The following is a 20,338-nucleotide window of genomic DNA, read 5'->3' on the forward strand; positions in this document are numbered from 1 at the left end:
GAAATGTCGGAACAAAACGCCAGCGTGAAGCGCCCCTATATCGGCTTTCTTCCTTTCGATTACGCGGATCGCGATTATTTCTTCGGCCGCGACAGGGCGGTAGCGGCGGTCGAGTCACTGGTCCTGAACAACGGGTTCGTCGCGATCGTCGGCAGTTCCGGCGCAGGAAAATCTTCGCTGGTCCGAGCCGGACTTATCCCGAAGCTTGAAGCGAGGCCGAACGAAAACTGGCGTTTCGGAACGATGGCGCCCGGAGACGCGCCGATCCGACGGCTCGCCGAGACGATTTCCAGTCTGCGCTCAAAGCCCGACGACTTGCGCGAAGCCTGGGACGAACGCATCGAACTGCTGCTCCGGCGATCGAAATTCGGCATTCCCGAAGCCCTTTCGATGTTTTCGCCACTAGACCGCAAAGCCCGTTTCCTGCTGATCGTCGATCAGTTCGAGGAGATTTTCCGTTTCGCCAGCTTGCGGACAGGCACCTCCGAAAGCCGAGCGATTGCCGAATTGAACCGCGATGAGGCCACGAGTTTCGTCCGGCTCATTCTCGAGGCGAATGCTCAAGACGCGGTCCCCGTGAACGTCGTCATCACGATGCGCTCGGATTTCATCGGCGACTGCGCCCGTTTCCATGATCTTCCCGAGGCGGTATCGCAACACCAATACTTAGTTCCCGGCCTAACGCGAGATGAACTGGCCGATGGGATCGTTCGTCCGGCTGTAAAAGCCGGCGGGAGGATCGATCCCGAATTGGTTCAGCGGCTTTTGAATGACACCAATGAAGATCCCGACCAATTGCCGATTCTTCAGCATGTGCTGATGAGATGCTGGCAATCGGCCGTTCGACGTAGGGCACCGGACGCGCCAGTTAAGATCGAGTTGGCGGATTACAGCGCGGCGGTCGGGGAGGAAACGGCGTTATCAAACCATGGCAATGAAATTCTCGCGGCGCTAAAATACTTAGACGAGGCGGACCCGTCGCCTCTGTCGCGTAACCTGATCGCCAAGCGCATCTTTCAGGCGCTGACGGAAGTGGACCGCACCGGGCGCGTCATACGCCGGCCGATAAAATTTGGTGATTTGAGCGATTGCGTTCGGTCGTCCGACTGGTCAGAGAGCGACACAAAGTTGGCTGTCAGGTCCGTCGTAGAGCGATTTGCCGACGCCGATTGCGGTTTCCTCCGGATCATCGGCGAGGGCGACCTTTGCGACTCGTCGATTATCGACATTGGCCACGAGGCGCTGATACGGCGATGGAGCAAGCTCAAGGGAGAAGGCGGCGCCGACTGGATTCGCGAAGAACAAGACGACGGCGAGCGCTATTGGGAACTGGCAAAGCGAGCACGCGCCGCCAGCGTCATCAGCGGCAGCGAACTCGACGATTATGTGAAGTGGTGGGGCAAGGTCAAGCCGACCGCTGCCTGGGCACGGCGCTATACGAAGGATGGCAAGGACCATCTGAATTCGATAATTGATTTGCTGGAGCGCAGCCGGAAGGCTCGAGATGAGGAGAAGGAAACGAAACGCCTCGCCGCCGAGGCACAGAACGCGCAACTTGAAGCCAAGGCGGCGAAAGCTCTAGCATATGCCGCCAAGGCCAACGTTGAAACCGAAAAGGCTCGCGCGGCTGTTGCGGTGCAGGAGGCAAAGGCGGCTAAGCTGGAGGGTCAAAAAGCGCGGCTGCATCGTTTGCTGGCCCTTGCAGGTTGTTTGATTCTGGCGGCGGCGCTCGGCTTTTACTACCTAGTTCAACAACGTGATAAGCAGGCTGAAGCTCGGGATCGTCTAGACAAAGAAATCCGCGATGCTCGCGAGCATCGGCAGAATTTGTTGTTGGTCGCCGCGAAGGGCGTGATTGAGGGGCCCAAACTCGTTGGCGCCGGCGACGCGCTGGCACTGCTGCAAGCCTATCCCGACCCCGATTGGGGCAACGACATATTTCGCAACGCCATATACAAGACAATGGAATTAGTCAGGGAAGTGCGCCGGCTTGCGCCGGAACAGAAACCCGCATACTCGCCCGTTATGACGAGTGTGCCGGCATCGCCCGTCGGTCTCGTTGCCAAACCCGTCGTCAGCGTAAGTATGAATCCCAAGGTTCCTGTAGTCGCGGCTCTAAAATCGGGGAGACTGTATTTCCTGCGTTACGAGGACGGCGGTCAAAAGGTCGAGCAGCTTGCCGACCTCCCTGCTGGCGCGCCAGATTTTGGTAGCGTCCGCTGGAGTCCAGACGGCACCCGAATTTACATCGCTTCAGTTAACGAAAACGGCTGGATTATTCGGCCCTGCGGCAATGATCAACTTAGGAACGCGCTGCCGGGTTGCGTCGGTAAGACGGGAGATGAAAAGATGGTCGTTGGTGAAGGCGATTCGTTTTCCGGCGTCGGCGTATGGAGCGGTAACGGCGAGAAGATCGTGACAGGCGGCTTTTTCGGTAAACCGCACGTCTGGGATGCGGGCACCGGCAAGTTAGTCGAGAAGATTGAAAGTCTTATCCCGAGGCCGGAGCGCGGCGTGTCGATCACGACCCTGGCCGTCAGCGTGTCGGGCGAATATCTCGCCGAAGGCGATTCCGACGGAAATATCACCATCGACGAGATCTCGCGGGGGGAGAAACGAGGGGCACCGCAGAAAGGGCCAAATGGTATCAGGCAACTGATTTTCAATCCAGCGAACGAAGACCAGATCTTGGCCGTAACTCAGTCCGAAACAAATGTCTGGAGCATCAAACACGCCGGCCAGCCGCAAAAGCTTGATGAGCATGGGGCGTCGGTCATGCAGGCCGCCTTCGATCCAAATGGGCGCTTCATCGTCACCGCGTCGAATGACGGCAGTGTTCGTGTGTTCGACATTGCCAGCGACCAGTTGAATAAAGGGGTCGAACTGCGCGGCCACAGGGGGCCGGCCTTTGCGGTCGATGTCGATAAGGATGGAACCATAGTCTCGGGCGGAACCGACGGCACAATCCGGTTCTGGCGGCGATGGGCGGCGCGCGAAGCCAACGAGACCCAGAGTAAAGGTCCTTTGGCAATCGCCGAACTGCGGAAAACGATGGAAAGCATTCTGCCTTACGATGGCTACGGGCAGGGAAGGATTTCAGTTCCTCCCGAGATTCTATGCTCGCTGCAAAATAATTGCCCAAAGGATAAGCATACGCCGCAAGAAAGCCAGTAAAGCTGACTTGAGCGGCGCTCGTCCATCAATCAGTTTTTTCAGTCTTAACGCGTTCAGCAGTTTTAAGTTTATGTCGAGATGACGACTAATCAGTCCGACGTTCCGTTTTTGGCTCTATTCTGAAAGGTCATGGTTTTGACCGGCAATGTTGCGAACTTGGCGCGGTCCTCCCATACAGCCATCGTCCGGTCTGCGCTAGGGACCGGACCTTCGCTCAATGCCTGGAATCGGACCGATTCTTGCCCTTGCGGACGAAGATGACGATCATCCCCTTCCCGCCGATTCCTGACGCTGCAACGAGCGCACGGCCACTTCTACTCGTAGCGGGCGTCCGCGTTAACAGGACAGGGGCGGAACGGATTGCGCTCAGGCAGGATTTTCGAAAAGAGGCCGCCGGTTTCCGGCCAATCATATTGCGTAAACAACAAGCGCCGCCGGAACAAACAAGGTCTTTTGCAGGACCAACGAGGTGAAGACCTCTGGAGCCTTTGACAATCCGACAGCATCGGATCGGGGCTCGGGTTTCTTTTTTTACGCGTTTTCTTCACGCGAACCAGGTCCACTTCTCGCGTCAAAACGCTCAAAATCCCGGCCCGGCGCACCGGCGCCCAAGACCGCGTGCATGAAAGGGCGTCCTTCGACGCCCTTTCGATGTGTGCGCAAGTCTAATCTGCATCACTGGCGCCGGCGCCAGCGCCCCGGCGAAAAATCCCCGCGCCCCTCCCGTCGCCGTCCGTTCAAAACCCGATCGCCAGCAGCAGAAGGAAAGTGACCAGCGTCACGGCGGCGGCGACGCCGTAGGTCGCCAGTTTCAAAACGGGCAGCGGTCCCGCTTTCATGTCCTTGAGCGTCAGGTAAATCCGTTCCGCGCCGTGCCAGAAGAACAGCGAAATTACGGCGAGCAAAACCAGCTTGCCGAGCGGATTTCGCGCGAAAGCGAGCGCATGGTCGTAGCTTTCGAAATCGGCCGGCAAGCCGGTTCCCGTAGGCCCGAGCACGTCGGTGATCAGGATCAGCGCGGGCCCGAAGAGCGCGGACAGCATGCCGCCAGCGCCGAAAAGCAGCCAGAAAATCGGAGATATGCTGCGCTTGACTGGAACGGCTTCACTCATCGGGCCACCCACATCGTTAACAGAATCAGGAGCAGCGAACTGCCGCCGGCGGCCAGCGTGGCGATTTGGGTGATCTTCGCCGCCGGGACCTGTTTGCCGTCGACGATCATCTTCGGCATGGTCTTCGGCAGGGTCTGGAACCAGGTCACAACGTGATAGACCACGACCGCCAGCAGAAGCAGGTTCAACAGCAGCGAAAGGGGGCTTTGCAGGAACCGCAAAAAGGCGTTGTAGCTTTCCGGCCCGCGCCAAAGGCTGAACAGCCCGGTAAACAGCACGCCGCCATAGATCGTGACGGCGATGCCGCTGAGTTCGCGCGCGGTATAGGAGAGATAGGGCGGTTTTTTCCACCAGTCCTCGTCGATCGGTCGCGTGTAGGGGCGTCTCTCGCTCATTGGGCGGCGTCCTTTCTCAAATAGTGCAGGAAGAAGTCGAACGCGCTGTTGGTCTTGTTCTGGTTGATGGCGTTGGCGGGATCGACATGCTTGGGGCAGACCTCGGAGCAAATGCCGACCGCCGTGCAGGACCATACGCCGTCCTCGCCGGCAATGGCGTCGAGGCGCTTCTGCTGGCCGCCGTCGCGCGAGTCGCCATTGTAGCGCTGAAGCAGCGCCATGGCGCCGGGACCGATAAAATCGGGGTTCTCGCCAAATTGCGGGCAGGCCGCGTAGCACAGCATGCAGTTGATGCAATCGCTGAAGGATTCGTAAGCGGCGAGCTGCGCCGGCGTCTGGAGATAGGTCCCTTGCGCGACGGTCTTCGGCTCCTTCGGGATAATGTAGGGATAGATGCTCTCGATCTTCTTGACGAAGTCGCCGACGCTGACCACGAGGTCGCGTTCGATCGGAAAGTTCTTCAAGGCCTCGACGGTGACGGGACCCGGCGGGAGATTGCGCAAAAACGTGTTGCAGGCGAGCCGGGGCTCGCCGTTGATCATCATCCCGCAGCTTCCGCACACCGCCATGCGGCAGGACCAGCGGAACGACAAGGTCGCGTCCAGCGTATCCTTGATGGTCTGCAACGCCTGCAGCACCGACATGTCGTCGCTATAGGGCACCTGGAACGAGCGAAACGACGGGCTCTCGTCGGAAGCGGGCAGATAGCGCAGGATTCGTAGTTCAACGGTTTTGGTGAGCGTGGCGGCTTCAGACATGCGTCGCCTCCTTTTTCGATTCCAGCGCTTCGCCGAGTGCGCCATAAGCGCGCTCCCCGGGCTTCGATTTGGTGATCTTGACTGGCCCATAGGTGATCTCGGGCGACGCGCCCTCGCGATAATGGGCGAGGCTGTGGGCGAGGAAATGCTCGTCGTCGCGGGCCTCGAAACCGTCGATCCGCTGATGCGCGCCACGCGACTCGCGCCGCTCCAGCGCGCTATGCGCCATCGCCTCGGCGACATCGAGCTGATAGCCAAGCTCAAGGGCGGCGACCCAGTCGGTGTTCCAGGCGGCGGAGCGGTCCTCGATGGTGACGTTGGCAAACCGCCGCTTCAGTTCCGCGAGCTTGTCGCAGGTCTCCTGCATCTCCGAGCCGATCCGATAGATGCCGCAGCCTTTTTCCATCGTCAGCGCCATCTCCTTCCTCAGATCGGCGTGGCGCTCGCCAGCGCCCTTCTGGTCGCGCAACGCCAGCGCCTTCGCGGCGCTCGCCTTCGCCTGTTCCAGGTTCCGTCCGGCGTTCACGGCGGGCGCGCCCTTGGCGAATTTCACCGCTTCGTCGCCGGCGACATGGCCGAACACAAACAACTCGGTCAGCGAATTCGAGCCCAGCCGGTTGGCGCCGTGGATGCCGACGCTCGAACATTCCCCCGCCGCGTAAAGGCCGGGAATCGGCGTGGCCGTGCGAATGTCGGTGGGGATCCCGCCCATCGTGTAATGCACCGCCGGCCGAACCGGGATCGGCGCATCGGCCGGATCGATGCCCATGAATTCTTCGGCGAGTTCGCAGATGAGCGGCAACCGCTCCTTCAGCTTGGCTTTCCCCAGATGACGCAAGTCGAGATAGACAACCGACCCGGCGGGCGTCTCCACCGTTCGCCCCTTGCGCTCCTCATGCCAGAAAGCCTGACTCAGACGGTCGCGCGGCCCGAGTTCCATCGCCTTGTTGCGCGGCTCGGGCGAAACCGGACCAAGGCCGTAATCCTGCAAATAGCGGTAGCCGTCCTTGTTGACGAGATAGCCGCCTTCGCCGCGGCAGGCCTCGGTGAACAGAAGACCGGTTCCCGGCATGCAGGTCGGATGGTATTGCACGAATTCCATGTCGCGCAGCGGCACGCCATGTCGGAAAGCCAACGCCATGCCGTCGCCGGTGACGATGCCGCCATTGGTGTTCTGACGGAACACCCGGCCCGCGCCGCCGGTGGCCAGCACCACCGAGCGGGCGGAAATGGCCGTGAACTCGCCGGTCGACAGCGAGAGCAGGGTCGCGCCCTGCGCCCGTCCGTCCTCGACGATCAGGTCGACGCAGAAATATTCGTCGAAGCGCTTGATCGAGGGATATTTTGTCGAGGTCTGAAACAGGGTGTGAAGGATATGAAAGCCGCTGCGGTCGGCGGCGAACCAGGTCCGCTCGATTTTCATGCCGCCGAAAGCGCGCACGTTGATGTTGCCGTCGGGCTTACGGCTCCAGGGACAGCCCCAATGTTCCAGTTGGACCATTTCCTGCGTGCAGCGGCTGACGAAGAATTCGACCACGTCCTGCTCGCAGAGCCAGTCGCCGCCATGCACCGTGTCATTGAAATGATTGTCGAGCGTGTCGTGCGCCTGGGTCACGCCCGCCGCGCCGCCCTCCGCCGCAACCGTATGGCTGCGCATCGGCAGCACTTTGGAAACGAGCGCGACGGTAAGCGAGGGGTCCGCCTCGGCCGCGGCGATCGCCGCTCGCAGGCCCGCTCCGCCCGCGCCAATTATCAGGACATCGGCTTCGAAATGCTCCACGGCGTGGCTCCGTTCACAGAAAGGATAGGCAGGCTAACAAGTCGGTATGCAAACACCCCGGCAGGCTGCCAAGGCCAAGAATCGCTCCCGGGCGCACAAATTCCTGCCCCGGCGGGAACCCGGCGACAGCTTACACGGGGCTAGGCCCCGCGCCATGGGGCGCCAGGTTGTCAATTCGTCGAAGCTTAAGTAGTCCCGAGAGCAGGATCAGCGGGTGTTGCGCCCTGCCAGCAGGCGTGGCCGGCGTCCCCATCGCGACCGCCGGACAATCCGCAACGGGACGCCGCGAATTGGGGCGCCCGGCTCTCTCCGCGCCGGGCGGATGCGCATGCCAGAACACCAGCGTTAGAAAATCCATGACGGCTCCCGTGTTGCCTTTACGAGGCGAAACCTTCGATCGGATCAACGCACCGCCGATAGCGATCCGAAAAGGCGCAAGCGCCGCGCAATTGTCCATTTTTTTAACCCGGCCGGCAAAAAACGCGCGGGGTGCGCAATCCGGGCGACGGATGCGCTTTTTCCGACGCAAGGCCGCGATCGTGGACGGTCGCGTGGCGACCGGTTCTGGCGCGCGCGGAAATGCGCGCACGGGGTGCAATCAACGGAGCGCGCAGGGTGGTTGAAAAAACGTGAAAAAACCTGCATTTTTAGGGCTAATCGGAACGAAACTGCATCCATTTCCGCTTAATTTTGGTTATTGACGTCGCGTTTTGACCCTTTCAGCCGCCCCGTTGTATTTTGCGGCGGCGCGACGCGGCGCTTTCAGGCTCTCGCGGGCGGCGCGGTCGCGTTTCGTCTGGGACATATCAAGAACGCTTTCCGTCCTCCCGATTACGCTTTCACCGCCCCATTTTCACATTTTCACCCGGCGGCTTTCGTCCTACCCGTTCGGCAGGTTCCGCGCCAAAGCCTCCAGCACCGCCATGCGCACGGCGACGCCCATTTCCACCTGTTCGCGGATCAGGCTCTGCGGGCCGTCGGCGACGCCGGAATCGATCTCGACGCCGCGATTCATCGGGCCGGGATGCATGACCATCGCATCGGGCCGGGCGAACCTGAGCTTTTCCTCGTCGAGGCCGAAAAAGCGGAAATATTCGCGCGTCGATGGAATGAAGGCGCCCTGCATCCGCTCGTGCTGCAACCGCAGCATCATCACGATGTCGGCGTCGCGCAGGCCCTCCTGCATGGAGTTGAACACCTCGACGCCCATCTGGCCGATCCCCGTCGGCATCAAGGTGGAGGGGCCCACCACCCGCACCCGCGCCCCGAGGCAGGACAGCAGGATCAAATTGGAGCGTGCGACGCGCGAATGCAGCACATCGCCGCAAATCGCCACCGTCAGCCCCTCGATGCGGCCCTTGGCGCGGCGGATGGTCAGGGCGTCGAGCAAGGCCTGGGTCGGATGTTCATGGGCGCCGTCGCCGGCGTTGACCACCGCGCAATCGACTTTTCGCGCCAGCAGATGTGCGGCGCCGGCCTGGGCGTGCCGCACGACAATGATGTCCGGGCGCATGGCGTTGAGGGTGATCGCAGTGTCGATCAGCGTCTCGCCCTTTTTCAGCGAGGAATTGGCCACCGACATGTTCATCACATCGGCGCCGAGCCGCTTGCCCGCCAGTTCGAACGAGCTTTGCGTACGCGTCGAAGCCTCGAAGAACAGGTTGATCTGGGTCCGCCCGGACAGCCGCGTCTTTTTCTTTTCGACCTGCCGCGACACTTCGATCGCCTGTTCCGACAGTTCGAGCAGATGGAGAATGTCGAAACGCGACAGGCCCTCGATCCCCAGAAGGTGCTTGTACGGAAAAGTGGGGGCGCGACTGGACATTTTTCAGGCTCTAACCCAGGCGCGGGTTGGCCGCAAGCGTCTGCCGCCTGCGACCAAAATTATGGCGCTCTTCAAGGACCATTTGACAGGAAGGCGGCGCTCGCCCATTTTCCGGCCCATTCCGGGCTGCCGCAAGGTCCCGCCCGCACATAGGTTTGAGGCCGGTCATCCGGTTTTTCGGGGTCATCGCATGGATGTCGTCATCGTCGAATCGCCTGCCAAGGCCAAGACGATCAACAAATATCTTGGCAAGAATTTCGAGGTCATCGCCTCCTTCGGCCATGTGCGCGACCTGCCCGCCAAGGACGGCTCGGTCGATCCCGCCGACGATTTCAAAATGCTGTGGGAAGTCGATGGCAAGGCCGGCAAGCGCTTGTCCGACATCGCCGCTTTGGTCAAGAACGCCGACCGGATCGTTCTCGCCACCGATCCGGACCGCGAGGGAGAGGCCATTTCCTGGCACGTGCTCGAAGTGTTGCGCGCGAAAAAGGTGCTCAAGGACAAGCCGGTCGAGCGCGTCGTGTTCAATGCCATCACCAAGGACGCCATTCTGGAGGCGATGAAACATCCGCGCCAGATCGATGTCAGTCTGGTCGAAGCCTATCTCGCCCGCCGGGCGCTCGATTATCTCGTCGGCTTCAATCTCTCGCCGGTGCTGTGGCGCAAATTGCCCGGCGCCCGTTCGGCGGGGCGCGTTCAATCAGTCGCGCTGCGGCTGGTATGCGACCGCGAACTGGAAATCGAGAAATTCAAGCCGCGCGAATATTGGTCGCTGGTCGCCCATCTGCGCAACCAGGCCGACGCGCCCTTCATCGCCCGGCTGGTGGGCGCCGACGGCAAAAAAATCACGCGGCTCGACATTGGCGCCGGCGCCGAGGCCGAAGACTTCAGACAGGCCCTCGACAAGGCGGCCTTCACCGTCAAGTCGGTCGAAGCCAAGCCGGCCAAACGGCATCCTTACGCGCCCTTCACCACCTCCACCTTGCAGCAGGAGGCGTCGCGCAAATTGGGCATCGCGCCGGAAAACACCATGCGCCTCGCCCAGCGCCTTTATGAAGGGGTCGATATCGGCGGCGAGACGGCGGGTCTCATCACCTATATGCGAACCGACGGCGTCGATGTCGCGCCGGAGGCGGTATCGGCGGCGCGGGCCGTGATCGGCAAGGAATTCGGCGCCAAATATGTGCCCGGCGTCCCGCGCAAATATCTCGTCAAGGCGAAGAATGCGCAGGAAGCCCATGAGGCGATCCGCCCGACCGACATGTCGCGCCTGCCGAAAGATGTCGCCCGTTTCCTGCAGCCCGATCAGGCCAGGCTTTATGACTTGATCTGGACGCGGATGATCGCCAGCCAGATGGAATCGGCGCTGCTTGAGCGCACGACGGTCGAGATCGAAGCCAAAGCCGGAGCGCGGAATCTTGAACTGCGCGCCACCGGACAGGTCGTGCGTTTCGATGGATTCTTGAAACTCTATCAGGAAGGCAAGGACGATGAGGAGGACGAGGAATCCGGCCGCCTGCCCGCCCTGAGCGAGGGCGAGACGCTCAAGAAAGACAAGATCGACTCCACCCAGCATTTCACCGAACCTCCGCCGCGCTATACCGAGGCGACGCTCGTCAAGCGCATGGAAGAGTTGGGGATCGGCCGGCCTTCCACCTATGCCTCGACTTTGGGCGTGTTGCGCGAGCGCGATTATGTGAAGATCGAGAAGAAGCGCCTCGTTCCCGAGGACAAGGGCCGACTGGTCACCGCCTTCCTCGAAAGTTTTTTCGGCCGCTACGTCCAATATGACTTCACCGCCGGGCTCGAAGAACAGCTCGACCGCGTTTCCAACGCGGAACTGGACTGGAAACAGGTACTGCGCGATTTCTGGACCGAATTCTCGGCGGCGATCGACGGCACAAAGGAATTGCGCGTCACCGAGGTGCTCAACAGCCTCAACGACCTGCTCGGGCCGCATATTTTCCCGGCCAAGGAAGACGGCGCCGATCCTCGTGTCTGCCCGGTCTGCGGCGCGGGCCAATTGTCGCTCAAACTCGGCAAATTCGGCGCCTTCATCGGCTGTTCCAATTATCCGGAGTGCAAATATACCCGCACCCTGTCCGACCGGGGCGAGAGCGCCGCCAAGGGCGTCGAGGGCGAGCGCCCGGGCGTCAAGATATTGGGCGAAGACCCGGCCACGGGTCAGGAAATCACTCTGCGCGACGGCCGCTTCGGCGCCTACATTCAGGAGGGCGAAGGCGAAAAGCCGAAGCGTTCTTCGTTGCCGGCCAATATGCAGCCTGAGAACGTGACGCTGGAAATCGCGCTGGCGCTGTTGTCGCTGCCGCGCGAAGTGGCGAAACATCCGGAAAGCGGCGAGCCGATCCTCGCCGGCATCGGCCGTTACGGCGCCTATGTCCAACACAAGAAAACCTACGCCAATCTGGCCAAGGATGAGAATGTGCTCGAAATCGGCGGCAATCGCGCCATTGATCTGATCGTGACCAAGGAGGCGGGCGGCGGCCGTTTTGGCGGCGGCGGCGAAATTCGCGCCTTGGGCGACCACCCACAGGGCGGCGCCATCGCGCTCAAGGCCGGGCGTTTTGGCCCCTATCTCGCCTGGGGCAAGGTCAACGCCACTTTGCCCAAGGGAACCGACATCACGTCCCTGACGCTGGAACAGGCGACGGGAATCGTCGACGCCAGGGCGGCAGGCGCGCCGAGCGACGGGCGGTTGCTCGGCGACCATCCCGACGGCGGGCCGATTGCGGCGCGCGCCGGACGGTATGGCCCCTATGTGTCATGGAACAAGGTCTTCGCCACCCTGCCGAAATCGATGACGCTGGAAAGCGTGACCATCGAGGAGGCGATCAGGCTGATTGAGGACAAGATCGCCTCGGGCGGCGGCAAGCCGGGCAAGAAACCGGCGACGAAGAAGACGACCGCGAAAAAAGCCCCGGCCAGGAAGGCGACGGATAAGACAATCCCCAAGAGGACTGCGGCCAACAAGAAGATCGAAGAAAACGACGAGACGCCTTTCAAGGGCGGCGTCCCGGCAAAAAAAACGGCGCTCAAAAAGCCCGCTGCAAAGAAATAGTCTCCTGTCGGAATTAAACCAGGTCTTCCTGATCGCGTCGGCGGCGCCCGATCATGCCGGCGGCATGAAGTGCGAGAACGGTTCCGCGGCGTCCGGGGACGCTCCGCTCGCGGCGCAACTTCGATTGCCTTGCTTGATTTTTTTACGTTTCCGAACTGTCAGGCTTCCAAAATAGTTTTTTCTGGCGTTAGAATGTTTGGCGTTGAAAGTTCTTTCTATTCGCCCCGGGAAACGAAATCGGAACTGTACGGTTAAGGTTGACGAAAGCGGCGTCGGGCTGGCGACCATTCCCTCCCTGGCGAAGCGGCCTTGCAAGCGCGGCGATCAAGCCCAATTGCGTTTTGACTGGAAAATTTTGGGAGGGTGCGTCATGCGTTCGATTTTGAGCCTCTGTCGCGCCGCGAGCGTTTTTTTCGCGCTCACCGCTGTGGCGCAAGGCAAAGTATATATTCACGTCGACATTTCATCGCAGCGCATGCACGTCAGGTCGGACAGCGGACAGAGCTACAATTGGGCGATCTCGTCGGCGCGTTCGGGATTTTACACCCCGCGCGGCGCCTATCGTCCGACCAGCCTGCAAGTCATGCACCGCTCGCGCAAATATCATAATTCGCCGATGCCACATTCGATCTTCTTTGCGGGCGGCTATGCCATTCACGGCACTTACGAGACCCGATCGCTTGGGCGGCCCGCCTCGCATGGCTGCATTCGCCTGTCGCCGGGCGCAGCCGCGAAACTGTTTTCGATGGTGAAGGCCCAAGGCGCCTCGATCAGCATCACCGGTTCCTCGAGCGGCGTCCATTACGCCCGGGCGCATCATCGCCATGCTTCGCGCTATGCGATCGCCCGCCCCCACAATCATGCCTCGGCCCTCGCCTATGGCCTGGAACGCCGCTCATCTTCGAGCGTTCGTCATTGGCAGCTCAATCCGGGTCAAATCAATTCGGGACGGGTCAATCCGGCGGAATACTGAAGCGCTGGGGCGCCTTTTTGCTTCCGATGCAAAAAAGTCCGAATCGTTGGCAATCCCGGCGTTTTCTTTGGCTGACCGCCGTAGCGGAATGACAGGCGATTTCTGCCCGATCGCGGTCACCAGCGAATGGGGCTGCGATGTTGGCGCAAGTCATCGGCGAAAGCGGCGCAAGGCGTCAAAGCCAAGTCGGGACATTAAACCAGCCGGCGATCCGTTTCTGCAAGAGGCCATTTTCTCCTCATTTCTTTCACGCGTTTCATCCCTGCGGAACAACAGGAGGGTGGGATCGCCGCGCGTCGCTTCCGGGACGCGAGGCGAATGCCCGAATGTCGCCGCGGACGTTTCGGGATCTAAAGTCGCGCAATTCTTTTTGCAGTTCTTGCCGCAGGCAATCTCGGCCCGGCCGAGCGCATTTTCCGCGTCCTTGCCCTTGCGTGCCTTCGGCCGCACTCCGAAGAAGGCAAGTTATTGTACTAATGAAATAAACTTTCATGCACAGAAGATCGAAACGACATCGGCAGCGTCTTCAGGCAGTGTCGCATCTCTAACCGTGACGACACCACAGGTGATTGTTTTTAAAAAGCAAAACACCTTGGCGCCCAATCCTCTGCGATTAGGAGCCTGCGTAGCATTCTTGCGGCGCATTTCCGCCTGGTTGACTTTGGATCTGGTTGACTTATCTTAAAAGAGAAAACCCTGAGGCGCTCGCATGGTTTTATTGTTCTGAATCTTCACAAAGCCAAAAATCTGCGGAGGAAAACATGATCAGGAACTCAGTGAAGCGCAAAGCCGCTCTCGCGACAAGCATTGCATTGGCGACGATGATTCTCGGCGTCGGCGCTTCCTCGGCCTCGGTCATCACCTATAATGTCAATCAATTCTTCGGCGGCGGCAGCGTGGTTGGAACGCTGACGACCAACGGGAATCTGGGGACCATCAACTATTTCGACATTACATCGTTCAGCCTTCAATTGAACGGGATTGGCTCCTCCTTTCATATTGCAAGCACCGATCCCACCGGAGTGATCTGGGGAGGTGGCGCCGACATCACGGCTTCCTTGCAAAACCTAAAGTTCAATTTCAGCGCTTCAGATAATGGCTTTCTGGTATTTCAGGACGGCTTTTCGTCGGGCAACCATTATTATTGCCTGGCCGCGTCAAGCGGCGCCTGCCTGCAGGGCCAAAGCAACGTTCCCGATCATTATATCGACGCCAGTGCGGTAATTGTCCCCACGAGCGGGCAACAGATTTTCGCGACAGCCGCGGTTCCTGAACCCGCAACCTGGGGTTTGATGCTGCTCGGCTTCTCCGCCCTCGGCTTTGCCGGATATCGTCGTCGAGCGATGACCGGGTCGTCGGCCCCCCGGTCCGCGTGACCCTCAGCGGGAAGAGGATCGTCGGCGGTTGCAGCGGATCCTCTTCATTTGCCGCCTGTCCGGGCGCTTTTCTGCCAGATATCGAAAATGCGCCGCGATCTATTCGATCGCAGCGTAAAACTTTTTCAATTTCAATAGATTCAGTAAATCGGGAAGCGCCCGGTCAACTCCTCGACCTTTCCGCGCACAGCGGACTCGACAGAGCTATTGCCCGCTTCGCCCTGTTTCGCCAGACCATCCAGCGTCTCGACGAGCAGCTGACCGACCTGTTTGAATTCCGCGACTCCGAAGCCCCGCGAGGTGGCGGCGGGCGTGCCCAGACGAATGCCCGAAGTCACCCAAGGTTTTTCCGGATCGAAAGGCACGCCATTCTTGTTGCAGGTGATTTCGGCCCGGCCGAGCGCGGCTTCCGCCGCCTTGCCAGTGAGCTTCTTCGGCCGTAGATCGACCAGCATCAGATGGTTGTCGGTGCCGCCAGTAACCAGATCGAGGCCGCCGGCCAGTAACGTCTCCGCGAGGGCGCGGGCGTTATCCACCACCTGTCTGGCGTAAAACTTGAACTCGGGCCGCAGAGCCTCGCCGAAGGCCACCGCTTTGGCGGCGATGACATGCATCAGCGGGCCGCCCTGAAGGCCTGGGAAAATAGCCGAATTGATCTTTTTGGCGATGTCCTCGTCATCGGTCAGAACCAGTCCGCCGCGCGGCCCGCGAAGGGTCTTGTGGGTCGTGGAGGTGACGACATGGGCATGAGGGAAGGGCGAGGGATGGACGCCCCCGGCCACCAGGCCGGAAAAATGCGCCATGTCCACCAGAAGAACGGCGCCGACAGCGTCGGCGATGGCGCGAAAGCGCGCAAAATCCCATAAACGCGCATAGGCCGAACCGCCCGCGATGATCAGCTTCGGCTGGTGACGATGAGCCAGCGCCTCAACCTGGTCCAAGTCGATGCGGCCGGTTTCCGGGCGGACGCCATAGGACACCGGCTTGAACCATTTGCCCGACATATTGACCGGAGCGCCATGGGTCAGATGGCCGCCCGCCGCCAGATCGAGGCCCATAAAAACATCGCCGGGCTGCAGCAATGCGAGGAAAACCGCCTGGTTGGCCTGACTGCCGGAATTGGGCTGTACATTGGCGAAGCGGCAGCCGAACAATTTGGTCACCCGCTCAATCGCGAGATTTTCGGCGATATCGACGAACTGGCAGCCGCCGTAATAGCGTTTTCCCGGATAGCCTTCGGCATATTTGTTGGTCAGCACAGAGCCCTGGGCTTCGAGAACCGCGCGCGAAACGATGTTTTCCGAAGCGATCAGCTCGATTTCACGTTGCTGGCGACCAAGCTCCAGTTCGGTCGCACGAAAAATTTCCGGATCGGCCTCGGCCAGCGAGGCGCCGAAAAAGCTGTTGGATATCGGCCTTGCCGCGGCGACGCTGGATTGGCTCATGCTCGGACTCCATTCGCTTCAGGGCGGTCGAACCGCCAGATTTGCTGGCCCAATATCACGCAAGCCGCGCGGAAGAAAGGCCGGAAAAGGCCGCGCCCCGGCAGAGGGGTCCGCCGGGGCGCTTTTCAACTGAAAACGAGAATTACTTTTCGTCGGGCTCCGGATCGACGCTCAGGCCGCCGCGCTGGGCGACCGGTTGCACTGAGCCCGCGCCGCCGCCGGAAGCCGTCGAAAATCCGTCGCGCTGATAGATGTCCTCGCGAAACTGCACGATGTTTTCCGGCGTGCCCCAGGCGGTGATATAGACCCAGTAGACATTGACCGGCGGTTCGAGCCGGACGTCGAGCCTCTCGCCCGAGGCAATGGCCTGATCGATACGGTTGCGATCCCAGCCCGGATTGTTCTTGAGCAGCCAGGCGACATAATCGCGCACATTCTGCAGGCGCATGCAGCCCGACGAGACGAAGCGGAAATCGTCGCCGAACACGCCCTTGGCAGGCGTGTCGTGCATATAGACGCCATAGGGATTGTTGATGTTGATGCGCACCACGCCGAGCGAATTCTCGGTGCTCGGATCCTCGCGGAACCGGTAGTTGGTCGCCTCCAGCGAATGCCAGTTGATCTGGCTCGACTGAACCTCATTGTTGTTCTTGTCGAAAATCCGGATGTGGTTGTCCTTGAGATAATTCGAATCGGCCTGCATCTTCGGGATCAGATCCTTGCGGATGATCGAGGCCGGCACCGTCCAGTAAGGATTGAAGTCGATGTCCAGCGCGCGGGTCTGCATCACCGGCGACTGGCGGTCGATCTTGCCGACGCCCGCCGCGTGACGGGTGGCGATGGTGTCGTTTTCCACCGTATCGACCATCGCTGCGGGAATGTTGGCTTCGACGAAACGCTCGCCGAGATTGGACGAAAACGTCCGCAGCCGCACAATATTGGTTTCGAGCTGGCGCAGCCGGTAATCGGCCGGCACGTTCATCGCGTCGATGGTCGCGGGATTGGCGACGCCGCTTTCGATCAGGCCGTGGCGCGCCTGGAACCGCCGGACGCCCGCCTCGACATAGGAATCGTATATGCCGGAACCGGAAGCGGCCGGGTCGAGATCGCCGGTGACGATGAGGCGGCGGCGAAGCGCTGCCACCGACGGGCCGGAAGAGCCGAGTTTCAGCGTCGCGCCGGTCGGAACCTTGCCCCAGCCGCCATTGGCGACGATGCGGCGGTAGGTCTCGATCGCCTGTTCGGTGGCGGCGAGGGTGCGCGGCGACAACAGAGGGGTCGTGGTGCGGGCGACCGAAAGCCGCGCATCGGAATCATAACGCTGCGCCCATTCGGCCTGGGTGACCCTCTCGGCAGCCACCGCCGCTCCGCAGTAGCCAAGGGTCAGGCAGGCGGCGACGACATGGCGCGCCGAACGCTTGCTGCTCGCGGATGGGGCGTCAAGTCTTGCAAGTCCTGCAAGTCCTGCAAGTCGAAACCGGGCGCCGAATCGCGTCAAAACGGGTCTGCTCAAATCCAAAACTCCATTTCCTATATGCCGTTAGGTCGGGAGGCGGCGCCCCGCCGACAGGCTGTTAGGGTAAATATTCCATGAGGGACGTTAAAAAGGCGCGAATAGCGCGGCGATTTTAAGGCAAAGGCGCCCTGGCGAAGATAATCTGCTGCGGCGCGGCAGAAGCGCCACTCGCCCTGTCGCCGTGAAAATAAAAAAGCCGGGCCTTTGGACCCGGCGGATCGACTGGTTGGAACGGAAGGGGGTAGAGCCTGTTCCCAAAAAGTCGCAGAATTTTCTGGAACAGGCTCTGAACTTTCTGGAACAGGTTCCTAAACAAAGCGTTGGCGCATTTTCATTTTTCCACGAAGCATGGAAATGCGCCGCAGTTGCGTCACAGGCGATATTTGATCTGGTCGGTCCAGAAGCGCTCCAGACGGTTCAGGGCGTTGTTGACGACCTTGAATTCGTCGATCGACACGCCGCCGATCTGCTCGACGGTGAAGACATGCTTTTCATAGAGCGCGGCGATGATGTCGCGAACGGCCTTGCCTTCCGGTGTCAGGCTGATACGCACCGAACGGCGGTCGATGCGCGAGCGGGAATGGTGCATGTAGCCCATTTCGACCAGCTTTTTCACATTATAGGAGACGTTGGAGCCCAGATAATAGCCACGGGTGCGCAATTCGCCCGCGGTCAGTTCGCAGTCGCCGATATTGTAGAGCAGCAACGCCTGAACGGCGTTGATGTCAGCTCGGCCGCGCCGGTCGAATTCATCCTTGATCACGTCGAGCAGGCGGCGATGCAGCCGCTCCACCAGGGTCAGTGCTTCAAGGTAGACCGGACGCACTTCGGCGCCGCGTTCGGACCGGGCGGAGGCGATTTCCAGTTTGACGGCTTTCGACATTGTTCAACCCCTGCGATTTCAATGCGCCGATTGATCCCGGCGGCTTCCATGGACAGACTTTAGCGGGCTCGGGTGAAAACCGGTTTAAGCAACATTCTGAATCCCGCGTTACCGCGCTTACGTAGCATCGAGGTGAATCGTCGATGAATTAAATCAAGTCTTTACATTGATCGTTCGTTACCCTTGGGGGAGCGGAGCAGCCCGAGCGCCTTGTCGAACAGCCGATCGAGCGTGCCGAATTCGCCCGAGGCGACATTGGCGCGCCAGGAAAGAAAAAGATAAACCGCCAGCAACAGCCCGTCCAACCATCGGATGCCGCCGCCGCCGAAAAAAAATGTCGGCTTGATCGTGGCGACAAAAAACTGCGCCATCAGGGTCAAAAGCCAGACCACGCCGCCCCAGGGCGCGATCAGCCACAGGCCGACGGCGGCGACAAGATCGAGCACGGCGAAAAACGTCGTCGCCGCGATGCTGCCGGCGGAATATTCGACAAAGGAGCCCCCGGCGGGCGCGAGGATGCGCCGCCATTGCGCCAGCCCCTCGACGATCCACCAAAGGGCGACGACGCGGAAAAACACCGTCAGGTAGAAGGTCCAGCGGGCTTCTTCGGCATCCGAACCGGCCTTGACCCCGACCTGGATGGCGGCGGAGGATTCACGCGCATCCTCCTCCCGGGGGCCTTTGAAATAATCCATCTCCGGTCCTGTTCCTTTCAGTGTTTCGGCTTCAGGCGGGTTGTCGCTGGCGCGCTGGCTACAGCCCGCCTGGATTTTCCTGTTTTAGCAGAATTTTCTCGAAAAACCCGGCATCCGCCGTTCGGATATCCGGCGTGGCGCGGCGCCGGGACTGCGATCGTCCATTTGTTCCGCCGCCGCAAAAAATTTTGCGCGCGCCAGGATCATGCTAAGGGAAGCTGCTCCGCGCGGCAATTTTCCGCTCCGTCGAAATTTTTTCTGGAACCCCGCCATGTCCGCCAATTCCCGCCATCCGCTCGATCTGTCGCTCGGCCTGACCCATCGTCCGCGCCGCAACCGCAAGGCGGATTGGGCGCGCCGGCTGGTGCGCGAAAACGTGCTGACCGTCAACGACCTGATCTGGCCGATTTTCGTCGTCGAAGGCGAGAATGTCGCAACCGCCGTCGCCTCGATGCCGGGCGTGGAAAGGCTTTCTCTTGACCGCGCCGTCGCCGCCGCGCAAAAAGCCGCCGAACTGGGCATTCCGGCCATCGCCCTGTTCCCCTATACCGAGCCGGAACTGCGCGACGCGCATGGCTCGGAGGCGCTCAACGACGCCAATCTCGTCTGCCGCGTCTGCCGCGCGATCAAGAGCGCCGTTCCCCAGATCGGCCTGATCACCGATGTCGCGCTCGATCCCTACACCAGCCACGGCCATGACGGGTTGCTCGAAGGCGAGACCATCCTCAATGACGAGACCGTCGCGATATTGGTCGAACAGGCGCTCAACCAGGCCCGCGCCGGAGCCGACGTCATCGCCCCCTCGGACATGATGGACGGGCGGGTCGCGGCGATCCGCGCCGGCCTCGACAGCGAGGGTTTCCAGCTTGTGCAGATCATGGCCTATGCCGCCAAATACGCCTCGGCCTTTTACGGACCGTTCCGCGACGCCATCGGCACCAAGGCCGTGCTGACCGGCGACAAGCGCACCTATCAGATGGACCCGGCCAATTCCGACGAGGCGATGCGCGAGGTCGCGACCGATCTGGAAGAAGGCGCCGACATGATCATGGTCAAGCCCGGACTGCCCTATCTGGACATCGTTTATCGCGTCAAGGACGCCTATGGCGCGCCAACCTTCGCCTATCAAGTTTCCGGAGAATATGCCATGATCATGGCTGCGGCGCGGAATGGGTGGATCGACGGCGACAAAGCCATGCTGGAAAGCTTGCTCGCCTTCAAAAGAGCGGGCGCGGACGGCATACTCACCTATTTCGCGCCCAGGGCGGCGGAAATGCTGAAAAGAGGCGCATAAGCCGATTGCGGAAAGCGGCGCGGCGGGATTTTG

Annotated in this window: 15 protein-coding genes; 6 read left to right on the forward strand and 9 right to left on the reverse strand. The window is 60.7% G+C overall.

Annotated elements, in window-relative coordinates:
- The first annotated feature begins 3 nt into the window (after positions 1-3).
- Positions 4-3,174, forward strand: coding sequence for a hypothetical protein (locus QZY01_RS14900; RefSeq protein ID WP_294538348.1), 3,171 nt, complete (start codon positions 4-6; stop codon positions 3,172-3,174).
- 737 nt (positions 3,175-3,911) lie between these two features.
- Here QZY01_RS14900 and frdD read toward each other — a convergent pair.
- The 5 genes from frdD to QZY01_RS14925 form a co-directional block, all read right to left on the reverse strand.
- Complete coding sequence (gene frdD, locus QZY01_RS14905) at positions 3,912-4,286, reverse strand: fumarate reductase subunit FrdD (protein WP_294538351.1); 375 nt, start codon at positions 4,284-4,286, stop codon at positions 3,912-3,914.
- Positions 4,283-4,681 carry a fumarate reductase subunit C gene (locus QZY01_RS14910; protein ID WP_294538354.1) on the reverse strand — a complete coding sequence of 133 codons (399 nt, stop codon included), beginning with the start codon at positions 4,679-4,681 and terminating at the stop codon, positions 4,283-4,285. Before QZY01_RS14910 ends, frdD begins: the two co-directional genes overlap by 4 nt.
- Complete coding sequence (locus QZY01_RS14915; RefSeq protein ID WP_294538357.1) at positions 4,678-5,439, reverse strand: succinate dehydrogenase/fumarate reductase iron-sulfur subunit; 762 nt, start codon at positions 5,437-5,439, stop codon at positions 4,678-4,680. The genes QZY01_RS14910 and QZY01_RS14915 overlap by 4 nt, the downstream gene beginning before the upstream one ends.
- Positions 5,432-7,219: a fumarate reductase (quinol) flavoprotein subunit gene (gene frdA / locus QZY01_RS14920; protein ID WP_294538360.1), complete on the reverse strand. Its 1,788-nt coding sequence runs from the start codon at positions 7,217-7,219 to the stop codon at positions 5,432-5,434. The genes QZY01_RS14915 and frdA overlap by 8 nt, the downstream gene beginning before the upstream one ends.
- A gap of 880 nt (positions 7,220-8,099) precedes the next feature.
- Complete coding sequence (locus tag QZY01_RS14925; protein WP_294538362.1) at positions 8,100-9,044, reverse strand: aspartate carbamoyltransferase catalytic subunit; 945 nt, start codon at positions 9,042-9,044, stop codon at positions 8,100-8,102.
- A 190-nt stretch (positions 9,045-9,234) separates the two neighbouring features.
- Here QZY01_RS14925 and topA point away from each other — a divergent pair, with 190 nt between their 5' ends.
- From topA to QZY01_RS14945, 4 genes are all read left to right on the forward strand, one after another.
- Positions 9,235-12,123 (forward strand): type I DNA topoisomerase, encoded by a 2,889-nt coding sequence (gene topA, locus QZY01_RS14930; protein WP_294538365.1) that lies wholly within the window; start codon positions 9,235-9,237, stop codon positions 12,121-12,123.
- A 370-nt stretch (positions 12,124-12,493) separates the two neighbouring features.
- Positions 12,494-13,096, forward strand: a complete 603-nt coding sequence (locus QZY01_RS14935) for a L,D-transpeptidase (RefSeq protein ID WP_294538367.1) — start codon at positions 12,494-12,496, stop codon at positions 13,094-13,096.
- The gene (locus tag QZY01_RS14940) at positions 13,002-13,781 is read left to right on the forward strand and encodes a hypothetical protein (RefSeq protein ID WP_294538369.1); all 780 of its coding nucleotides are present in this window, start codon (positions 13,002-13,004) and stop codon (positions 13,779-13,781) included. The genes QZY01_RS14935 and QZY01_RS14940 overlap by 95 nt, the downstream gene beginning before the upstream one ends.
- A complete protein-coding gene (locus tag QZY01_RS14945) occupies positions 13,768-14,472 on the forward strand; it encodes a PEP-CTERM sorting domain-containing protein (protein WP_294538372.1) in 705 nt (234 codons plus the stop codon). Before QZY01_RS14940 ends, QZY01_RS14945 begins: the two co-directional genes overlap by 14 nt.
- A 140-nt stretch (positions 14,473-14,612) precedes the next feature.
- On the opposite strand, the gene glyA is transcribed toward QZY01_RS14945, so the two are convergent.
- From glyA to QZY01_RS14965, 4 genes are all read right to left on the reverse strand, one after another.
- Positions 14,613-15,917, reverse strand: coding sequence for a serine hydroxymethyltransferase (gene glyA / locus QZY01_RS14950; protein ID WP_294538375.1), 1,305 nt, complete (start codon positions 15,915-15,917; stop codon positions 14,613-14,615).
- Between the two features lie 142 nt (positions 15,918-16,059).
- Positions 16,060-17,304, reverse strand: a complete 1,245-nt coding sequence (locus QZY01_RS14955; protein WP_294538413.1) for a L,D-transpeptidase family protein — start codon at positions 17,302-17,304, stop codon at positions 16,060-16,062.
- Positions 17,305-17,803: 499 nt separating this feature from the next.
- Positions 17,804-18,316, reverse strand: a complete 513-nt coding sequence (locus tag QZY01_RS14960) for a winged helix DNA-binding protein (RefSeq protein ID WP_294538378.1) — start codon at positions 18,314-18,316, stop codon at positions 17,804-17,806.
- Between the two features lie 161 nt (positions 18,317-18,477).
- Complete coding sequence (locus QZY01_RS14965; RefSeq protein WP_294538381.1) at positions 18,478-19,011, reverse strand: hypothetical protein; 534 nt, start codon at positions 19,009-19,011, stop codon at positions 18,478-18,480.
- Between the two features lie 271 nt (positions 19,012-19,282).
- On the opposite strand from QZY01_RS14965, the gene hemB reads away from it, so the two are divergent.
- Complete coding sequence (gene hemB, locus QZY01_RS14970; protein ID WP_294538384.1) at positions 19,283-20,305, forward strand: porphobilinogen synthase; 1,023 nt, start codon at positions 19,283-19,285, stop codon at positions 20,303-20,305.
- The last annotated feature ends 33 nt before the right edge of the window (positions 20,306-20,338 follow it).

This window comes from uncultured Rhodoblastus sp., from assembly GCF_903903185.1.
In the GTDB taxonomy this organism is placed as follows: Bacteria; Pseudomonadota; Alphaproteobacteria; order Rhizobiales; family Beijerinckiaceae; genus Rhodoblastus.